Consider the following 16,474-nt stretch of genomic DNA (forward strand, 5'->3'; position numbering starts at 1 on the left):
GCCGAGAAATCAGCCGTCAGGCATGCCCGGGCGACGGGCTGGCGCTGCGAGTCCCCGAGGTCGCCAGCACCAGCGGCGGCTCCTTGGGAAAGGACCGGATATCGAACCACTTGAAGCAGGTGCCGTCCGTGTTCACCCGGTCGCCCGAGGCGATGGGGTAGCCGTTCGAGGCATGGCGGATCAGCCCGGCCCGGAAGGCCCGCAGGTCCAGGAGCCCCCAGAGGTCAAAGCCCGTCTCGCCCGCATTGGCATGGCCGTAGAACAGCCAGTCACCTTCACAATCTTGGCCAGTTCGGTCGGGTTGCCCGAAGGCAGGCGCGAGCGAATGGTGAAGTCATAGGGATAGCGGCCGGCATAGCCGTGGCGCCGCACTCTGGCGGCAATCCGCATGTCGCGCCCATCCAGCATCAGCAGATCGGTGGCATGGCGGGTATCGAGGTAATCCGGCGCGACCCGCAGCAGATGCGCGCCGACGATGCGGCGGATCTCGGGGATAAAACGATCCGACCAGTGCCGGTTGATCGAATAGGCCGTGTCCATGCAGATGCGCCCTCGCGCCGGTTGAAGATGGGATGAAAGAATGGAGGCGCCCGACTGGAGCTGGGGACCTCTGTTTCAACCGATCATTCTGCGGGCCTCGGCCCAGAACTGCGCTTTCTGGTCCCGACACTAGCCCCAAGAGCATCTGCCACGAGACCATTGAGCCTCTGCCGCTCACCCTCACCCTCCTGCGTGAGGGAAACGCCTTCTCGATCACTGGTGACGAAGCCGGATTCGCGCATCTTATCGATGATGGGCCTCACGGTCTTCCGATCCCGGTTGATTCGAGTCGCGATCTTTCTCAGGCTCAGCGGCAGGGACGACTGGCTGAGAACGAGGTAGACGCGGATCTCCGTCATGCTGATCTGCGTCTCGTCCAGCGCGGTCAGCAGGTCGAGGATGAAGCGGTCGATCCTGTCGTCCGGTATCGTGATGTCTTTCACTATCATGCTGCACCTCCGACGAGCGCGCGGGCTGCGGCCAAGATTTCTTCAAGCTTGGCTTCTGCGCGCAGGTCGTCAACGCCGATGCTGGCATATACCACCACCTTCGCTAGGGCGTCTTGCGCGTTGGCTGCCGGCAGGTCGATTAGGGCCACTTCCATGGCATGGCGACGTGCGCACAGGGCGTTGAACTCAGCGTCGGTTGCTCATTGATTGTGACCTGCCCCCCGGTCGTCCCTCGTTCATAACGAGAGTCCTTGGGGTTGATATTGGTTGGTTTCGGGTGTGGCAAGCGCGCCGGGCGCGGAGCCCTCAGATTGCTCAAGCGCTCGGCGCGCGTCGGACGGGGTCTTGTTGCCCAGCGAGGAATGGGGCCTGACGTTGTTGTAGTCGTAGCGCCAGAGGGCCAGTTTGCGGCGGGCATCAGCCAGGCTGTCGAAGATTTCCTCGTTCAGGCATTCGTCGCGCAGGCTGCCGTTGAAGCTTTCGATGTAGCCATTCTGCTGCGGCTTGCCCGGGTCGATGTAGTGCCATTCGACGCCGTTCGCGTTGGCCCATTTCAGGATGGCCTTGCTGGTGAACTCGGTTCCGTTGTCGCTGACGATGCAAGCGGGCTTGCCGTAAATCCTGACCAGCGCATCCAGTTCCCGTGCCACCCGAGCCCCAGAGATGCTCGTGTCAGCGATCAACGCCAGGTTCTCGCGGCAGCAATCGTCGTTCACAGCCAGAATGCGGAACTTGCGGCAGGCCCCGAACGTGTCGGACAGGAAGTCTAGGGCGTGTTGACAAAAGGGATTCACCGGGCGCGGTGATCGTGATTCAAGCTGGTATCTGCAATGGAGACCAGCGTGGCACGAAACCTGATGTCGAACGACGAGTGGGCGTTCTTTGAACGCTTCATCCTGGCTGTCCGTTCTCCGAACGGCCGCAAGCCCACGAACCATCGGCTTGTTCTGGATGGGATTTTCTGGATCGCCCGAACGGGGTCGCCCTGGCGCGACCTGCCGGAAGAGTTCGGCAAATGGTCGTCTGTCTATCGGCAGTTCCGGCGCTGGACGTTGGCGGGGCTGTGGGAACAGATCCTGGAGGCGCTGAACGAGAGCCGGATCGTGCCGGATGCGCTGCAGATGATCGACAGCACCGTGGTTCGCGCTCATCATCAGGCAGCGGGCGCAAAAGGGGGACTCCGCGCCAAGGTTTCGGCCGCTCGCGAGGTGGCTTCACGACCAAGATCCATCTGCGGGTCAATGCGGCAGGCCTGCCCATGAGAACCGAGATCACGGCCGGGCAGACATCGGACTACCTCGGCTTCGATCTGGTCATGGCTGACAACCTGCCCGAGCCAAGCGTTCTGCTCGCAGACCGCGGCTACGACTCCGACAACATCCGCAAGACCATGGAGGTGCGCGACGTGGTGCCGGTCATCCCCATGCGCAAAACCCGGAAGCTACGGGTCGCCGTTGACCGCAGGCTCTACCGCCTGCGCAATCTCGTTGAGCGGTGCTTCAACAAGCTCAAGAATGCCCGTCGCGTCGCCACCCGCTACGACAAGACCGCCGAAAGCTTCCTGGGCTTCATCGACATCACGTCGATCCGCCTCTGGCTCCGCCATTTGTCAACATGACCTAGCCGCGCAAGGCTTTGACCACACAGGCGCAGATATTGAGGCTGCAATGCCTTCCCTGCGGTTGCGCTGGACTCGGGTTCGCCACGACCGGCAAGGGTTACAGCGCCTCTTATGATCCGCCATGACCATATCGACGCACGGGCCTGCCGTACCTTGTGGTGCGCTGTGTTTGATGCGATGCTTTCCGATCTGAACGCGCCCGGCCACAGCGCCGCAGCGGATGCAGCCAGAAGGCAGGCACAGGTATGGTTCGCGCGCGGCCCGGACATGCTCACCGTGGCGGCGCTGGCCGGGCTGGACGGGCGTTTGATCCGCGAAAGGTATCTTGCGGGCCAGATCGGCCCGAGGCGGGCGGCGTAGGGGTTACAGGGTTAAAGAGGCGGCTTGATCACTTCCGCCCAAATGGAAAGGTGGGAGACGTGTAACCCGGCCTTTCCGTTCCATCGGCCAGCGTGAGCGACGGGAAGGCGTCCAGCAACGCCACAGCGTCCCGAGGGTGCCGAACATAGATCGCCACGGAATCGGGGAAGCTGGACAGGGTGCCGGCCCCGTGAAGCGCATAATTCCCGCGCCCTGCATGTGCGTCTAGCCAGCGGTGCATGTCGTTTAGCATTGTGCCGAACCCGCGCGGCGGCACGGGTAGGAAGATGCGCACCGGGAAGGCGCGTTCGTCTATCTTCGCTTGGGGTGTGGATCGTCTAGCCATGTTCTTGCTCTGTCGTTCGGTGCGCCCGGCCATGGATGGCGAGTCGAGGAAGGCCGGGCGCTATGACCGATGGCAGGGAAGGCCGGTGCGGTCACGAGAACATAAAGAGAACATTCGGAAAGATGAGTCAAGGGCGCGCAGGCTTGTGCTAGGACGCGCCATGCAAGCCTGCGCGCTGCGATCTGCTGTAGATGAGGGATCGCTCTTAGGTTGTATCACTAAACCGAACAGTTCACCCTGCGTCAACTTGGCGCGGGTCGAAATCCATGTGTGGCGAATCGTGGCCTGACGTGGCGAGGTGCATTGTTCTCGGGTGGATAGGCGGATGGGTCGGCAACCTATCATCACCGGCTGTAGCGGATTGATTTTATTGGGAAAAATTGATGAAGTGGCGGAGACGAAGGGATTCGAACCCTCGAGGCGGTTTCCCGCCTGCACCCTTAGCAGGGGTGTGCCTTCGACCACTCGGCCACGTCTCCGCCGCGCGGTCTAGCAGGGCAGAGGCGGGAAAAACAAGGGCAAATCGCATGGAAGGGGCGGTTCACGCAAAATTCGCCGCAGCGGGCCGCGAACGGCGCCGGGTGCCCTGCCGCACGGGCCGCGGAGGCGATGCGTCCGTCGCTCCGGTCGACCAAATCCGCCCCGCCCGGACGGTCGGGGCCAGGCGCCGGGCCGCGAGCAAAACCCGGTGCAGGCCGGCGAGGGCGATCGGCGCCGCCAGCAGGCCGGCGCGGTCTGGGAAAAGATGCGGAACAGGGCGGGGCGTCAGCCCGCAGGCCGGCGCGGCCCCGGCGGCCCGCGCCAAGGCCCTCCATCCTCCGCCTCGGAGGGCAAAAGGACGATGCGTGGCCATACCCGCCGGCCAGGATGCAACGCGGAAGGCGCCGGCTAGGCTGCCGGTCAGGCGTTGAACAGGAAATGCAGCACGTCGCCGTCCTGCACCACATAGGACTTGCCCTCGACGCGGAACTTGCCGGCCTCGCGCGCGCCGGCCTCGCCCTTGCAGGTGACATAGTCGTCATAGGCGATGGTCTCGGCGCGGATGAAGCCGCGCTCGAAATCGCCGTGGATCACGCCCGCCGCCTGCGGGGCCAGCGTGCCCTTGTGGATGGTCCAGGCGCGCGCCTCCTTGGGGCCGACGGTGAAATAGGTATCGAGGCCCAGCAGCTTGTAGCCCTCGCGGATCAGGCGATCCAGGCCAGCCTCGTGCAGGCCCATCTCCTCGAGGAACATGCCGGCCTCCTCGGGCGGAAGCTGGCTGATCTCTTCCTCGATCTTGGCGGAAATCACCACATGGCCGGCGCCCTGTTCGGCCGCCATCCGGGCCACGCGCTCGGACTGGCTGTTGCCGCTGGCGGCCTTGTCCTCTTCAACGTTGCAGACGAACAGCACCGGCTTGGCGGTCAGCAGTTGCAGCATGTCCCAGGCCTTGCGATCCTCGTCCGCGACCTCGACGGTGCGGGCGGGGCGGCCGGATTCCAGCGCCGCCTGCGCGGCTTTCAGCAGCTTTTCCTGCGCCACCGCCTCCTTGTCGCCGCCCTTCAGCTTGCGCTGGATATTGGCCAGCCGGCGCTCGACGGATTCCAGGTCGGCGATCATCAGCTCGGTCTCGATGGTCTCGGCGTCGGCGATGGGGTCGACGCGGCCCTCGACATGGGTGACGTCGCCATCCTCGAAGCAGCGCAGGACATGGGCGATGGCATCGACCTCGCGGATATTGGCCAGGAACTGGTTGCCCAGCCCCTCGCCCTTGCTGGCGCCCTTCACCAGGCCGGCAATGTCGACGAAGGTGATGCGGGTCGGGATGACCTGCTTGGACCCCGCGATCTCGGCCAGCCTGTCCAGCCGCGGATCGGGCACGGCGACCTCGCCCACGTTCGGCTCGATGGTGCAGAAGGGAAAGTTCGCGGCCTGCGCGGCGGCGGTTTTCGTCAGCGCGTTGAACAGCGTCGATTTGCCCACATTCGGCAGGCCGACGATCCCCATGCGAAAGCCCATGATGCACCCCTTTTCCCGGATTTCCGCGCTTATTATGGGGCGATGACGCGCAAGTCCAGTGGCGGGCCGTTGATCTTGCCCCTCAAGCCGGGCTAGGGCTGGGCGGACCATGAGGGAACGGGGCGCATGAGCAGAATCGACGACACTTTCGCGCGGCTGGCCGAAACGGACGGCAAGGCCTTCGTCGCCTATATGATGGGCTGCGACCCGGATTTCGACACCTCGCTGCAGATCATGCGCGGCCTGCCCGGCGCGGGCGTGGACATCATCGAGCTGGGCATGCCCTTCACCGACCCGATGGCGGACGGCGCCACCATCCAGGCGGCGGGCCAGCGCGCGCTGGCGGCGGGCGGCAGCGTGACCCGCGTGCTGGACATGGTGCGCGCCTTTCGCGCCCAGGACGACGCCACGCCCATCGTGCTGATGGGCTATTACAACCCGATCTATGCCCGCAAGGGCGGCGTGGACCGCTTTATCGCCGAGGCGGTCGAGGCCGGGGTGGACGGGCTGATCGTGGTGGACCTGCCGCCCGAGGAAGATGCCGAGCTATGCCTGCCGGCGCGCGAGGCCGGGCTGAACTTCATCCGCCTGGCGACGCCGACCACCGACGACCGGCGCCTGCCCGCCGTGGTGCAGAACACCAGCGGCTTCGTCTATTACGTCTCGGTCACAGGCATCACCGGCGGCCCCGCGGCGAACGCGGCCGAGGTCGCGCCCGAGGTCGCCCGAATCCGCGCCAGCGCCAGGCTGCCGGTGGTGGTCGGCTTCGGCATCTCGACGCCCGAGGCGGCCCAGGCGGTGGCGGGCGTGGCCGACGGCTGCGTCGTGGGCTCGGCCATCGTCCAGCTGATCGGCGAGGGCCGCCCGGTGCCCGAGATCCTGTCCTTCGTCGCGGACCTGGCCAAGGGCGCGCATAGCGCCTGAACCGATCCCCGCCCCGGCGCGTTCGATGATGCAGAACGCCGCGTTCCAGCCTTTGCCGGTTGGGGAAACGCGGCGCGACGCTATCTTGGACGCATCGCAAGACGGAGGATCCCATGCCCACCCTGTTCTACCATGCCGGCGCCTGCTCGCTCGCGCCCCATATCGTGCTGGAATGGACCCAAGCGCCCTATGAGGCGGTGGCGGTCGAATTCGGCTCGGCGGAACTGATGGCGGTGAACCCGGCCGGCGCCGTGCCTGTGCTGCGCGAGGATGACGGCTGGACCCTGACCCAGGCGGGCGCGATCCTGCACCACCTGGCCCGCAAGCATCCCGAGGCCGACCTGGCCGGCGGCGACGAGTTGCGGGCGCAGGCGGAACTTGACCGCTGGTCGAGCTTCTTCACCGGCGACCTGCATCCGGCCTTCTTCCCGCTGTTCACGCCGCAGCGCTATACCACCCGCCGCGATGAGGCCGACCGCGAAGCGGTGCAAGAGGCCGCGCGCAAGCTGGTCCGCAAGCGGCTGGCGCTGCTGGACGCGCATCTGGACGGCCGCGACTGGATCCTGGGCCGCCGCTCGGTGATCGACGCCTATGCCTTTCCGATGCTGCGTTGGGCCGGGAAGCTGCTGCCCGAGGGCACCCAGGGCTGGGCCAATGTGCAGGCCCTGCGTGACCGCATCGCGGCCGATCCGGCCGTGCAGACCGTCCTTGCCCGCGAAGAGGGCGCATAAAGGGAGAAAGCCATGCCCAGCGGCATCCATCACGTCACCGGCATCACCCGCCGGGTCCAGGCCAATGTCGATTTCTACGCCGGCTTCCTGGGCCTGCGCCTGGTCAAGCGCACCGGCGGCTTCGAGGATGCCGAGCAATTGCACCTGTTCTATGGCGACGCGCTCGGCTCGCCCGGCTCGCTCGTCACCTTCCTGGTGTGGGAGGACGGGGCAAGGGGCCGGGTCGGCCATGGCCAGGTCGCCGAGATCGCGCTGGCCGTGCCGCCCGACAGCATCGGCGACTGGCTGACCCGCGCCATGACCGCCCGCGTGCCGGTCGAGGGGCCGCTGCGCGAGCGGGGCGAAACCGTGCTGCGGCTGAAAGACCCCGACGGCGTGATCGTCAAGCTGGTGGGGGCGGACCTGCCCGCCGCGGCCCCCCTGCCCGACCCGATCGCGCCGACGCGGCTGCGCGGCGTCACCATCCTGACCGAGCAGCCTGCGGCGACGCGCAATTTTCTGACCCGCTTCGGCTATCGCCCCGGCACGGCCGAGGGCGCGGTGCAGCGCATGGCCTCGGACACGGATGTCGTCGACATCCGCGACGCCACCGGCTTCTTTCCGGGCATTCCCGGCACCGGCATCCTCGATCACGTCGCCTTTCGCGCGCCGGAGGCCGATGCGCTGCGCCGGATGCGGCTGGCGTTGCAGGATACCGATGCGACCAGCGTGCATGACCGGAAATATTTCCTGTCGCTTTATGTGCGCGAGCCGGCGGGAACGCTGCTGGAATATGCCACCGACGCGCCCGGCTTCACCCTGGACGAGACGCCCGAGGATCTGGGCCGAACGCTGTTCGTCCCGCCCGATGACGCGGCCCGCGCCGACGACCTGCGCGTGATCCTGCCGCAATTCGCCCTGCCGGGCGAGGAAAGGAGCCCGATGCGCGATCTGCATTTCATCCACCGCTTCCACCGGCCGGAAAACCCGGACGGCAGCACCATCGTGCTGCTGCATGGCACCGGCGGCAACGAAACCGACCTGATGCCGCTGGCCCATCGCATCGCGCCCCGCGCCACGCTGCTGGGCGTCCGCGGCCGCTCGACCGAAGAGGGGATCAACCGCTGGTTCCGCCGCTATGACGCGGTGACCTACGATCAGGCGGATGTCCGGGGCGAGGCCGAGGCCTTTGCCGGCTTCATCGACGAAGCCGCGCGGGCCTATGGCCTGGACCCCGAGGCGCTGGTCTACCTGGGTTATTCCAACGGCGCGAACCTGCTGGGCGCGGTGCTGCAACTCCATCCCGGCCTGATCGGGCGCGCGGTGCTGATCCGCGCCGTGCAGGTGCTGGAGGCGCCGCCGGCGCTGGACGCGCAGGCCCTGGCCGGCAGCCGGGTGCTGATGCTGACCGGCGCCCGCGATCCCTTTGCCCGCATGGCCCCGGCGCTGGAGCGCGCCTTGCAGGGCGGCGGCGCGGCGCTGGAGGCGCGGACCGTCGATGCGGGGCACGAGTTGCGGCCCGAGGACGTGTCGCTGGCCGGCGAATGGCTGGGCCGCGACTGACGCCCAGGCCGGCAGCGCGGCGCCTGTCCGCGCTGCCGCATGGGTATTTGTGGAACAGAGAAGATGGACAGGCGGGTCGCGAAGCCCGCCTGCTTCCTTCCGGCGCGGCCTGTTTCCGATTTCCGAACGCCGCTTCCGATTTCGGTTGGCTTGTCCGAAAGCCTCGCAGGGCCCAGTTTGAGGCCACGACATTCAACCAGAAGGGCCGCGTCCGGCCCGCCAAACCATGACGAAGGACCAGACCATGACCCGGAAACCGCATATCGCCATCATCATCGGCTCGACCCGCGCCGCGCGCTTTGCCGACAAGCCCGCCGCCTGGCTACTGGAAAACGCCCGGAAGCGCGAGGACATGAGCTTCGAGCTGGTGGACCTGCGCGACTATGACCTGCCGCTGTTCGACGAGGTCGCCTCGAACCTCTGGGTGCCGTCGCAGGATCCGCGTGCGGTGAAATGGCAGCAGAAGCTGGCCGAGTTCGACGGCTATGTCTTTCTGACCTCGGAATACAACCACTCGGTCAGCGGCTCGCTGAAGAATGCGCTGGACCAGGCCTACAAGGAATGGAACAGGAAGCCGGCGGCGGCCATGGGCTATGGCGGCGTCGGCGCCGCCCGCGCCATCGAGCATCTGCGCGGCATCGCCGTCGAATTGCAGATGGTGCCGCTGCGCAATGCCGTGCACCTGGGCGGCGGCGATTTCTTCAAGGTCTCGCCCCTGGGCGCCAATGGCGAGATGGCCGAGGTCGAGGCGAACCTGCTGCCCGCGCTGGACGCCATGCTGGACGAGCTGCATTGGTGGGCCGAGGCGACCATGGCGCAGCGAGCCAAGACCGCCTGATATTATCTTTGTTAATCAGTTCACGGGGCGGTCACTTCGACCGCCCCTTTTTCTTGCTGGTCGTGTTCAGCGCCACGGCGGCGCGGATCAGCGCCTTCAGCGCCTCGGCGTCGATCCGCTCGTCCTCGCGCAGGTCGATGGCGCGGCGGGTGTTGCCTTCCAGGCTGGCGTTGAACAGGCCCGCCGGATCCGCGAGCGCCGCGCCCTTGGCGAAGGTCATCTTGACCACCTGCTTGTAGGTCTCGCCGGTGCAGAGGATGCCGTCATGCGACCAGACCGGCACGCCGCGCCATTTCCATTCCTCGACCACCTCGGGATCGGCCTCGTGGATCAGGGCGCGCAGCCGCGCCAAGGTCTCGCCGCGCCAGTCGCCCAGCTCCTTGATCCGTGCGTCGATCAGTTCCGAGGCGGGCTTGTCCGTTTCCGGCTGGCTCATGGGGTATCGCTCCCTTTCGTCCTGTCGCGCAGCAGAGCATGGGGCGAAACCCCCGATGCGGCAACAGGGCTGCCGGCCGCGGGCGGATTCTTGCGCGCAGGAAAAAGGCCGCCGAAGCGATCCGGCGGCCTTTCGTTCGGTTCGGTAGGGTTCAGTCCAGCGACTTCAGCCGCGCCTCGATCTGCGCGCGCTGCCCTTCCAGGAAGGGCGGCAGGGACAGCGTCTCGCCCAGGCTTTCCAGCGGCTCGTCCACGGCGAAGCCGGGATCGTCGCTGGCGATCTCGAACAGGTTGCCCCCCGGCTCGCGGAAATAGAGCGAGCGGAAATAATAGCGCTCGACCTCGCCCGAATTGGGCACCCGCATCTCGGAAAGCCGCGCGGCCCAGGCGTGGATCGCCGGCTTGTCGGGCACGCGGAAGGCGACGTGATGCACCCCGCCGGCACCCTGGCGCGCCGTGGGCAGGTCGGGCTGGACCGCCACATGCAGCTCGGCCGCAGGGCCGCCCTGTCCCATTTCGTAGACATGGACGGTGCCGTGCCCGTCGGGGCTGGCATAGTCGCGGACCTTGCGCATGGCCATGACATGGGTCAGCACCGCCTCGGTCGGGGCCAGTTCCGGCACCGAGATGGTGATCGGCCCCAGCCCGTGGATCTGGTGCTGCGCCGGCACCGGGCTTTTTTCCCAGGGCGCGGCCACGGCATCGGCGGCGTCCTCGGTCAGGCGGAAACGCTGGCCCTCGGGGTCTTCGAAATCGAGGCTGGCAAGGGTGTCGATCCGGGCGATCTGCCCCACGGTCAGGCCGCGGTCCTGAAGCCGCCCGGCCCAGTAGTCGAGGCTGTCGCCCGCGACCCGCAGCCCGGTGCGGCTGATCGAATGCGTCCCGCGCCGTTCCCGCGCCGCCGGCCAGTCGAAAAAGGTCAGGTCGGTGCCGGGCCGTGCCAGCCCGTCGGCATAGAACAGGTGATAGGCGCTGGTGTCGTCCTGGTTGACGGTCTTCTTGACCAGCCGCAGCCCCAGCGTGTCGGTATAGAACCGCTTGTTGCCGGGCGCATCGGCGGTGATCGCCGTCAGGTGGTGAATTCCGGTCAGCTCCATGATGGGCCTCCTTTCTGTCGGCACCAATATCGGCCATGGGCGGCTCTTGCGCCACGGCACCGGCTGCGAACCTTGTGTTCGGCCCCGACGAACGGGTAAGCTCGGGCCATGCGCTATGACCTGAACGACCTGGAAACCTTCCTGACGGTGATGGAACTGGGCACCGTCACCGCCGCCGCCGCGCGGCTGAACCTGTCGAAATCGGTGGTCAGCAAGCGGATCACCGACCTGGAGGCGACGCTGGGCGCCGCCCTGTTCCGCCGCAATGCCGGGCGCATCACCCCGACCGAGGCGGCGCTGCGCCTGGCCGAACGGCTGCGTCCCGCACTGGCCGAACTGGTCGCGGCGGCCGAAAGCACCGCCTGGGACATGGACGGGCTGGCGCCCCTGCGCGGCAGCCTGTCCGTCGCCGCGCCGATGAGCTTTGGCGTGCTGCACCTGGGGCCGATCATCGCCCGCTTCGCCGCCCAGAACCCCGAGCTGGAGATCAGCGTCGACTACGACGACCGCAGCCGCGACCTGGCGCGCGAGGGCTTCGACATCGGCATCCGCATCGGCAAGATGCGCGACAAGGCGCTGATGCAGCGCAAGCTGTGCGAGGACGCCAGCGTCGCCTGCGCCAGCCCCGCCTATCTGGACCGCAAGGGCCGGCCGCAAACCCTGGCCGACCTGCGCGAGCATGAGGTGATCGGCTACAGCCACCTGCCCAACAGCCAGCTGTGGCAGTTCCAGGACCGCGACCGCTTCGTCTCGCCGCTGGTGCAGGGGCGGCTGTCGATGAACAATGGCGAGGCGATCCGCGACATGGCCGTCGAGGGGCTGGGGCTGGCCATCCTGCCCGGCTTCATCGTCGCGCCGGCGCTGGCCGACGGGCGGCTGGAACGGGTGCTGCCCGGCTTTGGCACCAGGCCGCTGCCCATCGTCGCGGTCTGGCCGCCGGTCCTGCCCATGCCCGCCAAGCTGCGCCGCTTCATCGACCATGTGGCGGCGGAATTGCGCCAGCCCTCGTGGCAGGCGGGCTGGGGTGGGGGCCGCAGCGGTCCCATATCCCAGGAACCCGCAATCCCAAAGGTGGTCCCGTGAAGAAGATTGGTTTCCTGTCCTTCGGCCATTGGTCGGACGAGCCCGCCTCGCACACCCGCAGCGCCCAGGACACGCTGCTGCAATCCATCGAGCTGGCCGTCGCCGCCGAGCAGCTGGGCGCGGACGGCGCCTATTTCCGCGTCCATCACTACGCCCGCCAGCTGGCTTCGCCCTTTCCGCTGCTGGCGGCGGTGGGCGCGCGCACCAGCCGTATCGAGATCGGCACCGCCGTCATCGACATGCGCTATGAAAACCCGCTGTATATGGCCGAGGATGCCGGCGCCGCCGACCTGATTTCGCAAGGGCGGCTGCAGCTGGGCATCTCGCGCGGCTCGCCCGAGCAGGTGATCGAGGGCTGGCGCTATTTCGGCTATTCCCCGGCCGAGGGCGAAAGCGACGCCGACATGGCGCGGCGCCATGCCGAGGTGTTCCTGAACGTGATCGAGGGGCATGGCTTCGCGCGGCCGAACCCGCGGCCGATGTTCCCCAACCCGCCCGGCCTGCTGCGGATCGAGCCGCATTCGCCCGGCCTGCGCCAGCGGATCTGGTGGGGCGCGGCCTCGAACGACACCGCCCGCTGGGCGGCGCAGCTGGGCATGCACCTGCAAAGCTCGACGCTCAAGACCGACGAGAGCGGCAAGCCCTTCCACGTCCAGCAGGCCGAGCAGATCCGCGCCTATCGCGAGGCATGGGCGGCGGCGGGGCATGAGCGCGAACCGCGCGTCTCGGTCAGCCGCTCGATCTTTCCGCTGATGGACGACCGCGACCGGATGTATTTCGGCCATGGCGGCAAGGAGGCCGACCAGATCGGCTTCATCGAGGAGACCCGCTCGATCTTCGGCCGCGGCTATACCGGCGAGCCCGACCGGCTGGTCGAGGATCTGCGCGAGGACGAGGCCATCGCCGAGGCCGACACGCTGCTGCTGACCGTGCCGAACCAGCTGGGCGTCGATTACAACCTGCATGTGATCGAGGCAGTTCTGGCCCATGTCGCCCCGGCGCTTGGCTGGCGCTGAGCGCGGCGCTTTGTGATCGGGGGCGCCGGGTATAGGCTTACCCCCGGAAACCAGCGCGAACGGGGACCGGATGGCGACAGAGATGACGGCCGCCGCCGAGGCGGCGGGGCATGGTGGCGGCGGGATGCCGCTTGTGGGGGTGGTTGTGCTGCTGGCGGCCGCGGTGCTGGCGGTGCCGCTGTTTCGCAAGCTGGGGCTGGGCTCGGTGCTGGGCTATCTGGCGGCGGGGCTGGCGATCGGGCCCTTCGGCCTGGGCTTCTTCGACGACCCGCAGGCGATCATCCATGTGGCCGAGCTGGGCGTGGTGCTGTTCCTGTTCGTGATCGGGCTGGAGATGCAGCCCTCGCGGCTTTGGGCGATGCGGGGCGAGATCTTCGTGCTGGGCTTTGCCCAGGTGCTGCTGGCCATCGCGGCGCTGACCTGCGTCGGGCTGGCGCTGGGTTTTCCGGTCGCCGCCAGCTTCGTGTCGGGGACCGGCTTCGTGCTGACCTCAACCGCCATCGTCATGCAGATGCTGGCCGAGCGGGGCGAAATCGCCCTGCCCAAGGGCCGGCGCATCATCGCCATCCTGCTGTTCGAGGATCTGGCCATCGTGCCGCTGCTGGCGCTGGTCGCCTTCCTGGCGCCGGGCGGCGAGGAAGTGACCCTGTCCCAGCGCCTGGCCGGCATCGCCATCGGCCTGGGCTGCATCGCCGCGCTGGTCGCGGCCGGGCGCTATCTGCTGAACCCGATGTTCGGCCTGCTGGCGCGCTTCGGCGGGCGCGAGGTGATGACCGCCGCCGCGCTGCTGGTGGTGCTGGGCGCGGGGCTGCTGATGCAATGGGGCGGGCTGTCCATGGCGATGGGCGCCTTCCTGGCCGGGGTGCTCTTGTCCGAATCCAGTTTCCGCCACCAGCTCGAGGCCGATGTCGAGCCGTTCCGCGGCCTGCTGCTGGGCCTGTTCTTCCTGGGCGTCGGCATGGCGCTGGACCTGACCGTCATCGCCGCCAACTGGGCGCTGATCGCGATCTGCGTGCCGGCCTACATGCTCTTGAAGATGCTGGTGATCTATGCCGTCGGCCGGGTGCTGCGCGCCAGCCGGGCCGAGGCGCTGGAGCGCGCGGTGCTGATGGCGCAAGGCGGCGAGTTCGCCTTTGTGCTTTATTCCAGCGCCATGCAGTTCGGCATCATCAGCGGCCAGGACAATGCCATCCTGACCGCCATCGTCATCGTCTCGATGGTGCTGACGCCGCTGCTGATCATCCTGCACGACCGGCTGGCGCCCAAGCCCGCCCCCTCGCTCGACGGGGTCGAGGCGGCGCAGGGGCTGCAAGCGCGGGTGCTGATGATCGGTTTCGGCCGCATGGGCCAGATCGTCAGCCAGCCGCTGATCGCGCGCGGCCATTCCATCTCGATCGTCGAAAGCGATCCGCAGACCATCCGCGATGCCGACGAGTTCGGCTTCAAGGTCTGGTATGGCGACGGGGCGCGGCTGGACATCCTGCACGCCGCCGGCGCCGGCAACGCCAGCCTGATCGTCGCCGTGCCCGGCGACAGGCAGGCCACCACCCGCATCGTCGAGCTGGCCAAGCACGAATTCCCGCTGGTCCCGGTCATCGCCCGCGCCTTCGACCGCGAACATGCGCGCGAACTGGTCGAGGCCGGCGCCGACTACCAACTGCGCGAGACGCTGGAAAGCGCCTTCGCCCTGGGCCGCGAGGCGCTGCTGCAGCTTGGCGACGACCCCGACGAGGTCGACGAGGTCATGGCCGAGATCCGCGGCCGCGACATGGAACGCTTCGAGATGGAATGCGTCGGCGGCATCTTCGCCGGCCGCGACCTGCTGCTCGGCAATCGCCGGGACTAGGCGCGGGCGATCTCGATCAGCCAGACATCCGGCGCGGGACCGACCGGCAGCGCCGCCTCCGGCCCCTCGCAGAACAGCGCATCGAGCTGGTCCAGCGCCACGGTCCCGCCGGCGAAATCCAGCACCACCGGCGCGGTCGCCAGCAACAGCCGCCAGCCCGGCGCGCCCTCGGCCGCCTGGGTCAGCCGCGCCAGCCGGTGGGTGAAGGCGCCGCGCCGGGTCATCACGTTCAGGTCGGTGATCGGCCCCGCCAGCAGCCGCGCCGAGGTCGGCACATCCGCCGGGAATGCCAGCGGCGCGCTCTCCGGCGTCAGCCGCTGGGCGGGCTGCCCCTGCACCTGCAACGCGGCCCCCGCGCCGGTCAGCACCGCCAGCGTGCGGTCGATCTGCGGGAAGATCGAGAAATCGCCGTCCTCGGTCACGCCGGCCATGCTGACGCGCCAGCCGAAATCGGCAAGGCCCGCGCCCGCGGGGTGGACGGCGATCTCGACCGTCTCGCCGCGGCCGTTCTTCCACGGCATGCGGCGATGGTCGGCGGCTTTCAGGATGCGATGGCTCATGCGGTTCCTCCCCTTGGTTCCGGCCCCTCGGGGCCGCGGTTGCCTCAGCCCCGGCGGCGGCCCAGCACCTTGCCCACCACCGGACCCAGCACGATCACGATGACCATGCGCAGCAGGTGGTGGCTGACGACATAGGCCATGTCCGCCCCGGCGATCAGCGCGATCACCACCATCTCGGCTTGCCCGCCCGGCAGGAAGGCCAGGAAGGCGTCGAGCCCCGGCGCCAGCCCCAGGTGCACGATCCCCTTGATGAAGACCAGGCTGATCCCCGCCAAAAGCAGCGCATAGACCAGCCCGGCCGTCACATGCAGGCGCAACTCGCGCAGGGTGATGCCGGCATATTTCACTCCGACGGCGATGCCGATGAAGAATTGCGCGGCCTGGATCATCTCGGCCGGCGGGCGCTGGGTGATCAGGCCCGACAGCGACAGCGCCGCCGTCAGCACCATCGGCCCCAGGATCGAGGCGCCGAAGATGCCCAGCCGCTCGGCCCCCTTCCAGCCGACCAGCCCGGCGGCGACCATCAGCGCGATCTCGGCCGCACCGGTCGTGCGCATCGGCGCGCCGGGCGGCTGCGACAGGTCCACGCCCCACCAGCCGGTCAGGATCAGCGGCGCGACGGTGACGATCACCAGCACCCGCGTCGCATGGATCAGCGACAGCGCGCGGACATCGCCGCCCGCCTCTTCGCCAAAGACCAGCATGTCCTGCAAGCCGCCGGGCATGGCGCCATACCATGCCGTGGCGTGGTCGAAGCCGAAGGCGCGGCGGAACAGCGGATAGCCGACCAGCGCGATCACCCCGATGAAGCCCGGCACGAACAGCAGCGAGGCCGCCACGTCCGGCAGTTCCGCCAGCACGCCGGGCGTGATCGAGGCGCCGACCGCCACCCCCAGGATGGTGCGCATGAAGATGCCGAACTGCCCGGCCCCGGCCAAAGGCGCGCCGGCCAGCGCCGCGACCAGGCAGGCCAGCATCGGCCCCAGCAGCATGGGCAGCGGCAGGTGCAACAGCAGAAAGGCCGCGCCGCCCAGGGCGGCCAGCGCAAAGGTCAGGAGGCGGCGGTTCAGCAGGCTCATCGTCTTTCC

General features: G+C 68.0%; 16 protein-coding genes, 1 tRNA gene and 2 pseudogenes. 9 read left to right on the forward strand and 10 right to left on the reverse strand.

The features are described 5' to 3' along the window. Positions 1-180: 180 nt before the first annotated feature. The 4 genes and pseudogenes from E3U26_RS06935 to E3U26_RS06950 form a co-directional block, all read right to left on the reverse strand. Positions 181-540 carry a hypothetical protein gene (locus tag E3U26_RS06935; RefSeq protein WP_243784556.1) on the reverse strand — a complete coding sequence of 120 codons (360 nt, stop codon included), beginning with the start codon at positions 538-540 and terminating at the stop codon, positions 181-183. Between the two features lie 83 nt (positions 541-623). Further along, positions 624-989, reverse strand: a complete 366-nt coding sequence (locus tag E3U26_RS06940; protein ID WP_499104631.1) for a hypothetical protein — start codon at positions 987-989, stop codon at positions 624-626. After that, a complete protein-coding gene (locus tag E3U26_RS06945) occupies positions 986-1,144 on the reverse strand; it encodes a hypothetical protein (RefSeq protein ID WP_175562410.1) in 159 nt (52 codons plus the stop codon). The genes E3U26_RS06940 and E3U26_RS06945 overlap by 4 nt, the downstream gene beginning before the upstream one ends. An 81-nt stretch (positions 1,145-1,225) precedes the next feature. Further along, positions 1,226-1,801: pseudogene (locus E3U26_RS06950) on the reverse strand (integrase core domain-containing protein); the annotation flags it as partial. A 45-nt stretch (positions 1,802-1,846) separates the two neighbouring features. Here E3U26_RS06950 and E3U26_RS06955 point away from each other — a divergent pair. Both E3U26_RS06955 and E3U26_RS06960 read left to right on the forward strand, forming a co-directional pair. Beyond that, positions 1,847-2,607 (forward strand): annotated as a pseudogene (locus tag E3U26_RS06955) (IS5 family transposase). A gap of 114 nt (positions 2,608-2,721) precedes the next feature. Further along, the gene (locus E3U26_RS06960; protein ID WP_499104632.1) at positions 2,722-2,970 is read left to right on the forward strand and encodes a hypothetical protein; all 249 of its coding nucleotides are present in this window, start codon (positions 2,722-2,724) and stop codon (positions 2,968-2,970) included. A 735-nt stretch (positions 2,971-3,705) separates the two neighbouring features. Here the strand turns inward: E3U26_RS06960 and E3U26_RS06965 are convergent. Both E3U26_RS06965 and ychF read right to left on the reverse strand, forming a co-directional pair. Beyond that, positions 3,706-3,795 (reverse strand) — tRNA-Ser (locus E3U26_RS06965). Between the two features lie 421 nt (positions 3,796-4,216). Continuing rightward, a complete protein-coding gene (ychF, locus tag E3U26_RS06970) occupies positions 4,217-5,314 on the reverse strand; it encodes a redox-regulated ATPase YchF (RefSeq protein ID WP_499104633.1) in 1,098 nt (365 codons plus the stop codon). 126 nt (positions 5,315-5,440) lie between these two features. Between ychF and trpA the strand changes: the two genes are divergently transcribed. The 4 genes from trpA to E3U26_RS06990 all read left to right on the forward strand — a co-directional run bounded on the left by trpA (position 5,441) and on the right by E3U26_RS06990 (position 9,349). Continuing rightward, a complete protein-coding gene (gene trpA, locus E3U26_RS06975) occupies positions 5,441-6,238 on the forward strand; it encodes a tryptophan synthase subunit alpha (RefSeq protein ID WP_499104634.1) in 798 nt (265 codons plus the stop codon). 113 nt (positions 6,239-6,351) lie between these two features. Next, positions 6,352-6,969, forward strand: coding sequence for a glutathione S-transferase family protein (locus E3U26_RS06980; protein WP_499104635.1), 618 nt, complete (start codon positions 6,352-6,354; stop codon positions 6,967-6,969). 12 nt (positions 6,970-6,981) lie between these two features. Next, on the forward strand, positions 6,982-8,511 hold the full coding sequence (locus tag E3U26_RS06985) for a VOC family protein (protein WP_499104636.1): 1,530 nt from the start codon (positions 6,982-6,984) through the stop codon (positions 8,509-8,511). Between the two features lie 244 nt (positions 8,512-8,755). Continuing rightward, on the forward strand, positions 8,756-9,349 hold the full coding sequence (locus E3U26_RS06990) for an NADPH-dependent FMN reductase (RefSeq protein WP_072463580.1): 594 nt from the start codon (positions 8,756-8,758) through the stop codon (positions 9,347-9,349). A 31-nt stretch (positions 9,350-9,380) separates the two neighbouring features. Here E3U26_RS06990 and E3U26_RS06995 read toward each other — a convergent pair whose 3' ends face one another. Both E3U26_RS06995 and E3U26_RS07000 read right to left on the reverse strand, forming a co-directional pair. Then, the gene (locus E3U26_RS06995; RefSeq protein ID WP_499104637.1) at positions 9,381-9,785 is read right to left on the reverse strand and encodes a DUF1801 domain-containing protein; all 405 of its coding nucleotides are present in this window, start codon (positions 9,783-9,785) and stop codon (positions 9,381-9,383) included. 151 nt (positions 9,786-9,936) lie between these two features. Further along, positions 9,937-10,881, reverse strand: a complete 945-nt coding sequence (locus tag E3U26_RS07000; protein ID WP_499104638.1) for a ring-cleaving dioxygenase — start codon at positions 10,879-10,881, stop codon at positions 9,937-9,939. Positions 10,882-10,989: 108 nt separating this feature from the next. On the opposite strand from E3U26_RS07000, the gene E3U26_RS07005 reads away from it, so the two are divergent. The 3 genes from E3U26_RS07005 to E3U26_RS07015 all read left to right on the forward strand — a co-directional run bounded on the left by E3U26_RS07005 (position 10,990) and on the right by E3U26_RS07015 (position 14,826). After that, positions 10,990-11,964, forward strand: coding sequence for a LysR family transcriptional regulator (locus E3U26_RS07005; protein WP_214273583.1), 975 nt, complete (start codon positions 10,990-10,992; stop codon positions 11,962-11,964). Then, positions 11,961-12,980: an LLM class flavin-dependent oxidoreductase gene (locus E3U26_RS07010; RefSeq protein ID WP_499104639.1), complete on the forward strand. Its 1,020-nt coding sequence runs from the start codon at positions 11,961-11,963 to the stop codon at positions 12,978-12,980. Before E3U26_RS07005 ends, E3U26_RS07010 begins: the two co-directional genes overlap by 4 nt. Positions 12,981-13,050: 70 nt before the next feature. Further along, positions 13,051-14,826 carry a monovalent cation:proton antiporter-2 (CPA2) family protein gene (locus tag E3U26_RS07015; protein ID WP_499104640.1) on the forward strand — a complete coding sequence of 592 codons (1,776 nt, stop codon included), beginning with the start codon at positions 13,051-13,053 and terminating at the stop codon, positions 14,824-14,826. On the opposite strand, the gene E3U26_RS07020 is transcribed toward E3U26_RS07015, so the two are convergent. Both E3U26_RS07020 and E3U26_RS07025 read right to left on the reverse strand, forming a co-directional pair. Continuing rightward, positions 14,823-15,386 carry a HutD/Ves family protein gene (locus E3U26_RS07020; RefSeq protein ID WP_214273581.1) on the reverse strand — a complete coding sequence of 188 codons (564 nt, stop codon included), beginning with the start codon at positions 15,384-15,386 and terminating at the stop codon, positions 14,823-14,825. The genes E3U26_RS07015 and E3U26_RS07020 overlap by 4 nt on opposite strands. Before the next feature lie 44 nt (positions 15,387-15,430). Next, a complete protein-coding gene (locus tag E3U26_RS07025; protein ID WP_499104641.1) occupies positions 15,431-16,465 on the reverse strand; it encodes an AbrB family transcriptional regulator in 1,035 nt (344 codons plus the stop codon). Positions 16,466-16,474 lie beyond the last annotated feature (9 nt).

The organism is Paracoccus ferrooxidans (assembly GCF_029909815.1).
GTDB lineage: Bacteria > Pseudomonadota > Alphaproteobacteria > Rhodobacterales > Rhodobacteraceae > Paracoccus > Paracoccus versutus.

What these genes read in the sequence shown, in the direction of transcription:
- E3U26_RS06935 (WP_243784556.1), bottom strand. Translation starts at nt 540, where the DNA reads ATGGACACGGCCTATTCGATCAACCGGCACTGGTCGGATCGTTTTATC.
- E3U26_RS06940 (WP_499104631.1), bottom strand. Translation starts at nt 989, where the DNA reads ATGATAGTGAAAGACATCACGATACCGGACGACAGGATCGACCGCTTC.
- E3U26_RS06945 (WP_175562410.1), bottom strand. Translation starts at nt 1,144, where the DNA reads ATGGAAGTGGCCCTAATCGACCTGCCGGCAGCCAACGCGCAAGACGCC.
- E3U26_RS06960 (WP_499104632.1), top strand. Translation starts at nt 2,722, where the DNA reads ATGATCCGCCATGACCATATCGACGCACGGGCCTGCCGTACCTTGTGG.
- ychF (WP_499104633.1), bottom strand. Translation starts at nt 5,314, where the DNA reads ATGGGCTTTCGCATGGGGATCGTCGGCCTGCCGAATGTGGGCAAATCG.
- trpA (WP_499104634.1), top strand. Translation starts at nt 5,441, where the DNA reads ATGAGCAGAATCGACGACACTTTCGCGCGGCTGGCCGAAACGGACGGC.
- E3U26_RS06980 (WP_499104635.1), top strand. Translation starts at nt 6,352, where the DNA reads ATGCCCACCCTGTTCTACCATGCCGGCGCCTGCTCGCTCGCGCCCCAT.
- E3U26_RS06985 (WP_499104636.1), top strand. Translation starts at nt 6,982, where the DNA reads ATGCCCAGCGGCATCCATCACGTCACCGGCATCACCCGCCGGGTCCAG.
- E3U26_RS06990 (WP_072463580.1), top strand. Translation starts at nt 8,756, where the DNA reads ATGACCCGGAAACCGCATATCGCCATCATCATCGGCTCGACCCGCGCC.
- E3U26_RS06995 (WP_499104637.1), bottom strand. Translation starts at nt 9,785, where the DNA reads ATGAGCCAGCCGGAAACGGACAAGCCCGCCTCGGAACTGATCGACGCA.
- E3U26_RS07000 (WP_499104638.1), bottom strand. Translation starts at nt 10,881, where the DNA reads ATGGAGCTGACCGGAATTCACCACCTGACGGCGATCACCGCCGATGCG.
- E3U26_RS07005 (WP_214273583.1), top strand. Translation starts at nt 10,990, where the DNA reads ATGCGCTATGACCTGAACGACCTGGAAACCTTCCTGACGGTGATGGAA.
- E3U26_RS07015 (WP_499104640.1), top strand. Translation starts at nt 13,051, where the DNA reads ATGGCGACAGAGATGACGGCCGCCGCCGAGGCGGCGGGGCATGGTGGC.
- E3U26_RS07020 (WP_214273581.1), bottom strand. Translation starts at nt 15,386, where the DNA reads ATGAGCCATCGCATCCTGAAAGCCGCCGACCATCGCCGCATGCCGTGG.
- E3U26_RS07025 (WP_499104641.1), bottom strand. Translation starts at nt 16,465, where the DNA reads ATGAGCCTGCTGAACCGCCGCCTCCTGACCTTTGCGCTGGCCGCCCTG.